The sequence below is a fragment of the Flavobacterium macrobrachii genome (genome assembly GCF_014486675.1).
Lineage (GTDB): Bacteria > Bacteroidota > Bacteroidia > Flavobacteriales > Flavobacteriaceae > Flavobacterium > Flavobacterium macrobrachii.
On the sequence record NZ_JACTAC010000184.1, the window covers coordinates 1 to 724 of the forward strand.

1 protein-coding gene is annotated in these 724 nt (G+C 40.5%); it reads right to left on the minus strand.

Annotated elements, in window-relative coordinates:
* A partial coding sequence (locus tag IAI56_RS15875; protein WP_187658780.1) for a hypothetical protein occupies window positions 1–724 on the minus strand: 724 nt, incomplete at both ends.

A 724-nucleotide genomic window follows, 5' to 3' on the forward strand; every position in this document is an offset into this window, starting at 1 on the left:
AGCTACCATCGTTGATAAGTCACACGCTTTTCCGTCTGGTCCAAATACACCTCCTAATTGAATTGCTACCGCTACGCTATAGTTTTTGTTCACTGTTGCTGCGGTAAACATGTTCAATTTGAAGTTTGGTACTGTACGCTCAATTGAACCTACTGGTATCAAATCTTCTCCTACTTGCTCGAATAAAGTAACTCGATATGTTGGGAAACCTGGATAAGGCACTATAGTCAACGTTTGGTCTAAACCTGTTGTTGATAATCCACATAATGATGGGGTTACCTCCGTTACTGGGAAAGATGGCGTTGTTACAGCACATGCTGGTCCAAAGTCTGACCAAACTGGCGTAGTTCCATTCATTATCATGTATCTCACCGATACAGTGTAACTAGTACTATACTGTAATGTTACGCCTTGGAAAGCTGATAAGCTTGAGAAACGACTTGCGCTTGGAACTGTATAATAGTAAGTTGGTTCTGGACCATTATCGCTAGTCAATCGAATTCTGAATTCGTATTGTTGTGCAAACAAGGCTGGACTTGCCGAGATGGTTGCTCCTAACGAACTTACTGTTGTTCCACATGTTGGACTACTTAAACCTATTAACGGAATACTTGGTGTTACTACTGTACATGTTTCTCCATAACCTGATTGAACGGCTGTATTTGAAATAACATCAATAAACTCAAACTGTACATCTACTGTATAGCTTGTAGAATACTGTGGC